General features: G+C 46.1%; 6 protein-coding genes. All 6 read left to right on the top strand.

Annotated features, from left to right (window positions below; genetic code table 11):
- A partial coding sequence (locus tag AB4496_RS09700; protein WP_372130879.1) for an FAD-binding protein occupies nt 1-1,005 on the top strand: 1,005 nt, incomplete at its 5' end.
- Nucleotides 1,006-1,017: 12 nt separating this feature from the next.
- Nucleotides 1,018-1,731: a succinate dehydrogenase iron-sulfur subunit gene (locus AB4496_RS09705; RefSeq protein WP_009847320.1), complete on the top strand. Its 714-nt coding sequence runs from the start codon at nt 1,018-1,020 to the stop codon at nt 1,729-1,731.
- A gap of 97 nt (nt 1,732-1,828) precedes the next feature.
- Nucleotides 1,829-4,648, top strand: coding sequence for a 2-oxoglutarate dehydrogenase E1 component (sucA, locus tag AB4496_RS09710; protein WP_009847319.1), 2,820 nt, complete (start codon nt 1,829-1,831; stop codon nt 4,646-4,648).
- Between the two features lie 21 nt (nt 4,649-4,669).
- On the top strand, nt 4,670-5,878 hold the full coding sequence (gene odhB / locus AB4496_RS09715) for a 2-oxoglutarate dehydrogenase complex dihydrolipoyllysine-residue succinyltransferase (RefSeq protein WP_102257780.1): 1,209 nt from the start codon (nt 4,670-4,672) through the stop codon (nt 5,876-5,878).
- Nucleotides 5,879-6,084: 206 nt separating this feature from the next.
- Nucleotides 6,085-7,251 carry an ADP-forming succinate--CoA ligase subunit beta gene (sucC, locus tag AB4496_RS09720; protein ID WP_009847317.1) on the top strand — a complete coding sequence of 389 codons (1,167 nt, stop codon included), beginning with the start codon at nt 6,085-6,087 and terminating at the stop codon, nt 7,249-7,251.
- Nucleotides 7,251-8,123 (top strand): succinate--CoA ligase subunit alpha, encoded by an 873-nt coding sequence (gene sucD / locus AB4496_RS09725; RefSeq protein ID WP_009847316.1) that lies wholly within the window; start codon nt 7,251-7,253, stop codon nt 8,121-8,123. Before sucC ends, sucD begins: the two co-directional genes overlap by 1 nt.
- Nucleotides 8,124-8,232: the final 109 nt, after the last annotated feature.

Here is an 8,232-nt window from a genome sequence, read left to right on the forward strand (position 1 = left end):
GAAGGTTGTCGTGGTGAAGGTGGTTACCTTCTCAATAAAGACGGCGAGCGCTTCATGGAACGTTATGCTCCGAATGCTAAAGATTTAGCTGGTCGTGATGTTGTAGCTCGTTCGATGATGGTTGAGATTCGTGAAGGTCGTGGTTGTGATGGTCCATGGGGTCCACACATCAAGCTGAAACTCGATCACCTAGGTAAAGAGACGCTTGAATCTCGTCTACCGGGTGTATGTGAGCTTTCTCGTACGTTCGCTCACGTTGATCCTGTTAAAGAACCAATTCCTGTAATCCCAACGTGTCACTACATGATGGGTGGTGTTCCTACACAGGTTTCTGGTCAAGCAATTAAACAAACTGAAGACGGTACAGACGTTGAAATTCAAGGTCTATTCGCTTGTGGCGAAATCGCTTCAGTATCAGTACACGGTGCAAACCGTCTAGGTGGCAACTCGCTACTTGATTTGGTTGTGTTCGGTCGTGCGACAGGTCTTCACCTTGGTGAGACTTTGAACAAACAAGCTGAAGCAAAACCTGCAACTGAAGCTGACATTGAACGTTCACTAGAGCGCTACAATCGTTGGGAAAACAGTACTGACGGTGAAGATCCTGCGGTAATTCGTAAAGACCTTCAGCAATGTATGCAGAACAACTTCTCTGTATTCCGTGAAGGTAAAGCGATGGCTGACGGCTTAGAAGAGCTGAAAGTGATTCGTGAGCGTCTTAAAAATGCACACCTTTCAGACAAGTCGACTGAGTTCAACACGCAACGTATTGAGTGTTTAGAGCTGGAAAACTTGATGGAAACGGCATTTGCAACCGCGGTTGCAGCAAACTTCCGTACAGAGAGTCGTGGAGCGCATGCTCGTTTTGACTTCCCAGATCGTGATGATGAGCAATGGCTATGCCACTCACTTTACAACCCTGAATCAGAAAGTATGACTAAGCGTGGCGTGAACATGGAACCTATCCATCGTGAAGCATTCCCGCCGAAAGCACGTACGTACTAAGGAGATATGACCATGAAACTGAATTTCTCTTTATACCGTTACAACCCAGACGTGGACCAGAAACCTTACATGAAAGAGTACACCCTAGAGGTGGAAGAAGGTTCTGACATGATGCTTTTGGACGCGCTTATTCTTTTGAAAGAGCAAGATCCAACGATTTCATTCCGTCGCTCATGCCGTGAAGGTGTATGTGGTTCTGATGGTTTGAACATGAATGGTAAAAATGGATTGGCGTGTATCACGCCACTGTCTGCACTTTCTGGCCAAGATAAAATCGTAATTCGCCCACTTCCAGGTTTGCCTGTCGTGCGTGATTTGATCGTAGACATGACTCAGTTCTACGATAACTACGAAAAAGTTAAGCCGTTCTTAGTGTCTGATGGCAATGTGCCACCGGCTCGTGAAAACCTACAAAGCCCTGATGAGCGTGCTCATTTAGATGGTTTGTATGAATGTATTATGTGTGCATGTTGTACGACTTCATGCCCATCATTCTGGTGGAATCCAGATAAGTTCATCGGACCAGCAGGCCTACTTGCAGCATACCGTTGGCTAATAGATAGCCGAGATACGGCGACAGACGAACGTCTGTCCGATCTTGATGATGCATTTAGCGTTTTTCGTTGCCATGGCATCATGAATTGTGTAAGTGTTTGTCCTAAGGGATTAAATCCGACGAAAGCGATTGGTCACATTAAGACCATGCTAGTGAATCGTTCGGTTTAAGTTATATAAAAATTGCCGCCCTAGAAGTTTTGGGGCGGCCTTTTAATAGCTCGGCATAGACCGCAGCAAACGTGAAAACTACTGGTTAAGGGAAAATATGCACAACGGCGTGATGAAGGCATGGCTCGAGTCTTCACACTTGGCTGGCGCCAATGCAACGTACGTAGAAGAACTCTATGAACTGTATCTAAGTGACCCCGATTCGGTAAGTGACGAATGGAGAAGTGTTTTTGAAGAACTGCCTGTGCAAGCTTCAGAAGCAGTGGAACAACCACACTCTCGTGTTCGTGAATACTTCCGTCGACTCGCTCAAGAAACAAAGCATTACAGTGTCCAAGTTAGTGATCCAGATGTCGATGCGAAACAAGTAAAGGTTCTGCAACTTATTAATGCCTATCGATTCCGAGGGCATCAATCAGCAAATCTAGACCCCCTAGGTTTATGGGAAAGAGATACAGTCGCTGAACTGGATCCTTCTTTCCACACTCTTACCGAAGATGACCTCAATGAGACGTTTAACGTCGGCTCTTACGCTATTGGCCAAGAGACGATGGTGCTTCGAGATTTGTACAAATCTTTAAAGCAAACTTATTGTGGTTCGATTGGTGCTGAATACATGCACATGACTAACACAGAGCAAAAGCGTTGGATCCAACAACGTTTAGAGTCTGTTTCTGGTCAACCCTCTTTCGATAAAGAAGAAAAGCAAGCTTTCCTAGAAGAGCTAACGGCTGCTGAAGGTCTTGAGCGCTATCTTGGTGCTAAATTCCCTGGTGCAAAACGCTTCTCTTTGGAAGGTGGTGATGCTCTTATCCCAATGACGAAAGAAATCATTCGTCATGCCGGTGGACAAGGCATGCGTGAAGTTGTTGTTGGTATGGCTCACCGTGGTCGTCTAAACATGCTGGTCAATGTGCTTGGTAAAAAGCCACAAGACCTGTTTGACGAATTTGCGGGCAAGCACAGCGATGATTCATGGGGTACTGGTGATGTGAAATATCACCAAGGTTTCTCTGCGGATTTCGCAACCCCAGGCGGCAACGTTCACTTAGCACTTGCATTTAACCCATCTCACTTAGAAATCGTAAACCCGGTAGTTATCGGTTCAGTACGTGCTCGACAAGATCGTCTAGACGATAAAGACGGCAGCCGTGTACTTCCAATTACTATCCACGGTGATTCAGCTATCGCTGGCCAGGGTGTAGTGCAAGAGACGTTTAACATGTCTCAAGCGCGTGGTTTCTGTGTCGGTGGTACGGTTCGTATCGTTGTAAACAACCAAGTTGGTTTTACGACGTCTAACCCTCGCGATACACGTTCTACGATGTACTGTACAGATATCGCGAAGATGGTTCAGGCTCCGATTTTCCACGTTAATTCTGATGATCCAGAAGCGGTTGCGTTCGTAGCGCGTCTTGCATTGGATTACCGTAATACCTTTAAGCGTGATGTTGTTATTGATTTGGTTTGTTACCGTCGCCACGGTCACAATGAAGCCGATGAGCCGAATGCAACACAGCCTTTGATGTACCAAAAAATCAAGAAGCATCCAACACCACGTAAGCTTTATGCTGATGTGTTAATGGAGCGCGGTGAGTTTGGTATTGATACGGCAACTCAACTGGTTAACGAATATCGTGATGCACTTGATCACGGTGAAGTTGTGGTTAAAGAGTGGCGCCCAATGGCACTTCACTCTGTGGATTGGTCTCCTTACCTAGGTCACGACTGGAACATTGAGTGGGACAATAAGATTGATATCGAGCGCCTGAAAGAGCTTGGTACTAAACTTTGCCAATACCCAGACAGCCACAAGCTGCAAAGCCGAGTAAATAAACTGTACAACGATCGAACTGCCATGGTGAATGGTGAGAAACAAGTCGATTGGGGTATGGCTGAAACACTGGCTTATGCAACACTTGTTGACGACGGTAAGCGTATTCGTATCTCTGGCCAAGATTCAGGTCGTGGTACGTTCTTCCACCGTCACTCAGTACTGCACAATCAATCAGATGCAAGCACGTATGTTCCTCTTGCGAACATTCATGATAAACAAGGGCCATTCCAAGTGTTTGACTCTGTGTTATCTGAAGAAGCGGTACTCGCATTTGAGTATGGCTATGCGACAGCAGAGCCAAGCGGTCTCACCCTTTGGGAAGCACAATTTGGTGATTTCGCAAACGGTGCACAAGTTGTTATCGACCAATTCATTTCATCAGGTGAGCAAAAGTGGGCACGTCTATGTGGTCTAACTATGTTGCTTCCTCACGGTTATGAAGGCCAAGGCCCTGAGCACTCTTCTGCGCGTCTTGAGCGTTACCTTCAGTTGTGTGCTGAACAAAACATGCAGGTTGTTGTTCCTTCAACGCCAGCTCAGGTTTATCACATGATTCGCCGTCAGGTTGTTCGACCAATGCGTCGTCCACTGATTGTAATGTCACCTAAGTCATTGCTTCGTCACCCTTTGTGTACATCTTCTCTTGAAGATTTGGCAGAAGGCACGTTCCAACCAGCTATCGCAGAAATTGATGATCTGGCTCCTGAGAACGTAAAACGCGTCGTGTTCTGTTCAGGTAAGGTTTACTTTGACCTGCTTGACCAAAGACGTAAGAACGAGCAAGACGATGTCGCTATTGTACGTATTGAGCAACTTTACCCGTTCCCTTATGAGGACGTGAGAGCTGCAATCGCACAATACACAAATGTAGTCGATTACGTTTGGTGTCAAGAAGAGCCACAAAACCAAGGTGCTTGGTACAGTAGCCAACATAATTTCCGAGCTGCTATCCCAGTAGGTGCTGATATTCAATACGCAGGTCGTCCTGCATCAGCGTCACCAGCTGTTGGCTATATGTCGGTACACTTGAAACAACAAAAAGCGTTAGTAGACGACGCTTTGACCCTACTTAAGAACTAGAAGTAAAAGGAAAATACAGACATGGCAATTGAAATTCTGGTTCCAGATTTACCTGAATCTGTGGCTGACGCAACAGTAGCGACTTGGCACAAAAAACCAGGCGAAGCCGTTGCACGTGATGAAGTCATTGTAGACATCGAAACAGATAAAGTAGTTCTAGAAGTACCGGCTCCTGAAGCGGGTGTTCTGGAAGCTATCATCGAAGAAGAGGGTGCTACGGTACTTTCTAAGCAGCTTCTGGCTAAAATTAAGCCTGGTGCTGTCGCTGGTGAACCAACGAAAGACACCACTGAAGATACAGAAGCTTCTCCTGACAAACGCCACAAAGCGGCGCTAACAGAAGAAAGCAACGATGCACTAAGCCCTGCTGTTCGTCGTCTTCTTGCAGAGCACAACCTACAACCAGCTGACGTTAAAGGCACTGGTGTTGGTGGTCGTATTACTCGTGAAGACATTGACGCACACCTAGCAGCAGCGAAAGCGGCTCCGGCAGCAGCATCTGCACCAGCAGTTGAAGCGCCAGCAGCGGCTCGCAGCCAAAAACGCGTGCCTATGACTCGCCTACGTAAGACAGTTGCAAACCGTCTTCTAGAAGCGAAGAACAGCACTGCAATGCTGACTACTTTCAACGAAGTGAACATGAAGCCAATCATGGACCTTCGTAAGCAGTACAAAGACCAATTCGAGAAGCGTCACGATACGCGTCTTGGTTTCATGTCTTTCTACGTGAAAGCAGTAACAGAAGCACTGAAGCGTTTCCCAGAAGTTAACGCTTCTATCGATGGTACAGATATCGTTTACCACAACTACTTCGACATCAGCATGGCGGTATCTACGCCACGTGGTTTAGTGACTCCAGTACTGAAAGACTGTGACACACTAGGTTTCGCAGATATTGAAAAAGGCATCAAAGAGCTAGCAATCAAAGGCCGTGACGGCAAGCTAACTGTTGATGAGTTGATGGGCGGTAACTTTACTATCACGAACGGTGGTGTATTTGGCTCTCTAATGTCTACGCCAATCATCAACCCGCCTCAAGCGGCAATTTTGGGTATGCACAAAATCCAAGATCGTCCAATGGCTGTTGATGGCAAGGTTGAGATCTTACCAATGATGTACCTAGCGCTTTCTTACGATCACCGCCTAATCGACGGCCGTGAATCAGTTGGCTTCCTAGTGACCATCAAAGAGCTTCTAGAAGATCCTGCACGTCTGCTATTAGACGTTTAGTATCTCTAAAACGTCTAGTTAACCCGGTTAGCTAGACGTAAAAAGTTTCAAAGGCTAGGCTGCTCAACGTCTGGCCTTCACTTGAACTGTAAAGCCATTAGAAAATGGACAGCAGTTGATTTGAGAAGACCCTACAGACGTACCACAGGAAACTGTGTCGTTATGGAAATAATAATCCCTTAAGGGAAAATAAACGGAATATCAAAATGAATTTGCATGAATACCAAGCCAAACAGCTGTTTGCAGAATTCGGTTTGCCTGTACCAGAAGGTTTCGCATGTGATACTGCACAAGAAGCTTTCGAAGCTGCAGGTCGTATCAGTACAGCCAAGAAAGTCGTTAAGTGTCAAGTACACGCTGGTGGTCGCGGTAAAGCGGGCGGCGTAGAGCTACATGACACCAAAGAAGGCGTTAAAGAGTTTGCACAAAAGTGGCTAGGTAAAAACCTTGTGACTTACCAAACAGACGCTAATGGTCAACCTGTAACAAAGATCCTAGTTGAAGAAGCATCGAACATTGCTAACGAACTTTACCTAGGTGCTGTTGTTGACCGTGCAACGCGCAAAATTGTATTCATGGCGTCAACTGAAGGCGGCGTGGACATTGAGAAAATCGCTGAAGAAACTCCAGAGTTGATTCACCAATCAGCGATCGATCCTCTAGTGGGCCCTCAAGCTTACCAAGGCCGTGAACTTGCGTTCAAACTTGGTCTAGTTGGCGATCAAATTAAACAGTTCGTTAAGATCTTCATGGGTCTTGGCCAAATGTTCTCTCAGTACGACCTAGCTCTACTAGAAATCAACCCGCTTGTAATTACCGGCGAAGGCAACCTGCTTTGTCTAGACGGCAAGATCAACATTGACTCAAACGCAATGTACCGTCAGCCAAAGCTTCGTGAAATGCACGATCCTTCACAAGAAGACGAGCGTGAAGCGCACGCAGCTCAGTGGGAACTGAACTACGTAGCACTTGATGGCAACGTTGGCTGTATGGTTAACGGTGCAGGCCTTGCGATGGGTACGATGGATATCGTAAACCTACACGGCGGCAAACCAGCAAACTTCCTTGATGTAGGCGGCGGCGCGACAAAAGAGCGTGTAGCTGAAGCATTCAAGATCATCCTTTCTGATGACAATGTTAAAGCAGTACTCGTAAACATTTTCGGTGGCATCGTTCGTTGTGACATGATCGCTGAAGGTATTATCGGTGCAGTTAAAGAAGTAGGCGTAACAGTTCCAGTAGTTGTTCGTCTAGAAGGTACAAACGCAGACCTAGGTCGCGAAGTACTTGCTAATTCTGATGTTGATATCATTGCTGCTGTATCTCTAACAGATGCTGCTCAGAAAGTTGTTGCTGCTGCGGAGGCTAAATAATGTCTGTATTAATTAACAAAGACACTAAAGTAATCTGTCAGGGTTTCACTGGCGGTCAAGGTACATTCCACTCAGACCAAGCTATCGCATACGGTACGCAAATGGTTGGTGGTGTTTCACCTGGTAAAGGTGGTCAAACTCACCTAGGCCTTCCAGTATTCAACACAGTACGTGAAGCAGTAGAAGCGACTGGCGCAACAGCAACAGTTATCTACGTACCAGCACCTTTCTGTAAAGATGCAATCCTAGAAGCGATTGATGCAGGTATCGAACTGATCGTAACAATCACTGAAGGTATCCCTACTATAGATATGATCGATGTTAAAGTGAAGCTAGAAGAAACTGGCGTTCGCATGATCGGTCCTAACTGTCCAGGTCTTATCACTCCGGACGAGTGTAAGATTGGTATCATGCCTGGCCATATCCACAAGAAGGGTAAAGTAGGTATCGTATCTCGTTCAGGAACTCTGACGTACGAAGCAGTTAAGCAAACAACAGATGAAGGCTTTGGTCAGTCTACATGTGTTGGTATCGGTGGTGACCCTATTCCAGGTTCAAACTTCATTGATATCCTAAAACTTTTCCAAGAAGACCCAGAGACTGAAGCAATCGTAATGATTGGTGAGATCGGTGGTACTGCGGAAGAAGAAGCGGCTGAGTTCATCAAAGCAAACGTAACTAAGCCAGTTGTATCTTACATCGCTGGTGTTACGGCTCCTCCGGGTAAACGTATGGGCCACGCAGGCGCAATCATCTCTGGCGGTAAAGGTACTGCTGAAGATAAATTCGCAGCACTGGAAGCAGCAGGCGTTAAGACTGTTAAGTCTCTTGCTGACATCGGTAAAGGCCTACGTGAAATCACGGGTTGGTAATCAGCTGGATTTTATCTAATGAGATAGAAGTTAACTGAACGATATTAAAAAGGCTTGGTCACTGACCAAGCCTTTTTTGTATGTTTTCAATGATACGAGATACGAGATA

Source organism: Vibrio sp. 10N.222.46.A1 (genome assembly GCF_041473595.1).
GTDB classification, from domain to species: Bacteria; Pseudomonadota; Gammaproteobacteria; order Enterobacterales; family Vibrionaceae; genus Vibrio; species Vibrio tasmaniensis_A.

What these genes read in the sequence shown, in the direction of transcription:
- AB4496_RS09705 (WP_009847320.1), top strand. Translation starts at nt 1,018, where the DNA reads ATGAAACTGAATTTCTCTTTATACCGTTACAACCCAGACGTGGACCAG.
- sucA (WP_009847319.1), top strand. Translation starts at nt 1,829, where the DNA reads ATGCACAACGGCGTGATGAAGGCATGGCTCGAGTCTTCACACTTGGCT.
- odhB (WP_102257780.1), top strand. Translation starts at nt 4,670, where the DNA reads ATGGCAATTGAAATTCTGGTTCCAGATTTACCTGAATCTGTGGCTGAC.
- sucC (WP_009847317.1), top strand. Translation starts at nt 6,085, where the DNA reads ATGAATTTGCATGAATACCAAGCCAAACAGCTGTTTGCAGAATTCGGT.
- sucD (WP_009847316.1), top strand. Translation starts at nt 7,251, where the DNA reads ATGTCTGTATTAATTAACAAAGACACTAAAGTAATCTGTCAGGGTTTC.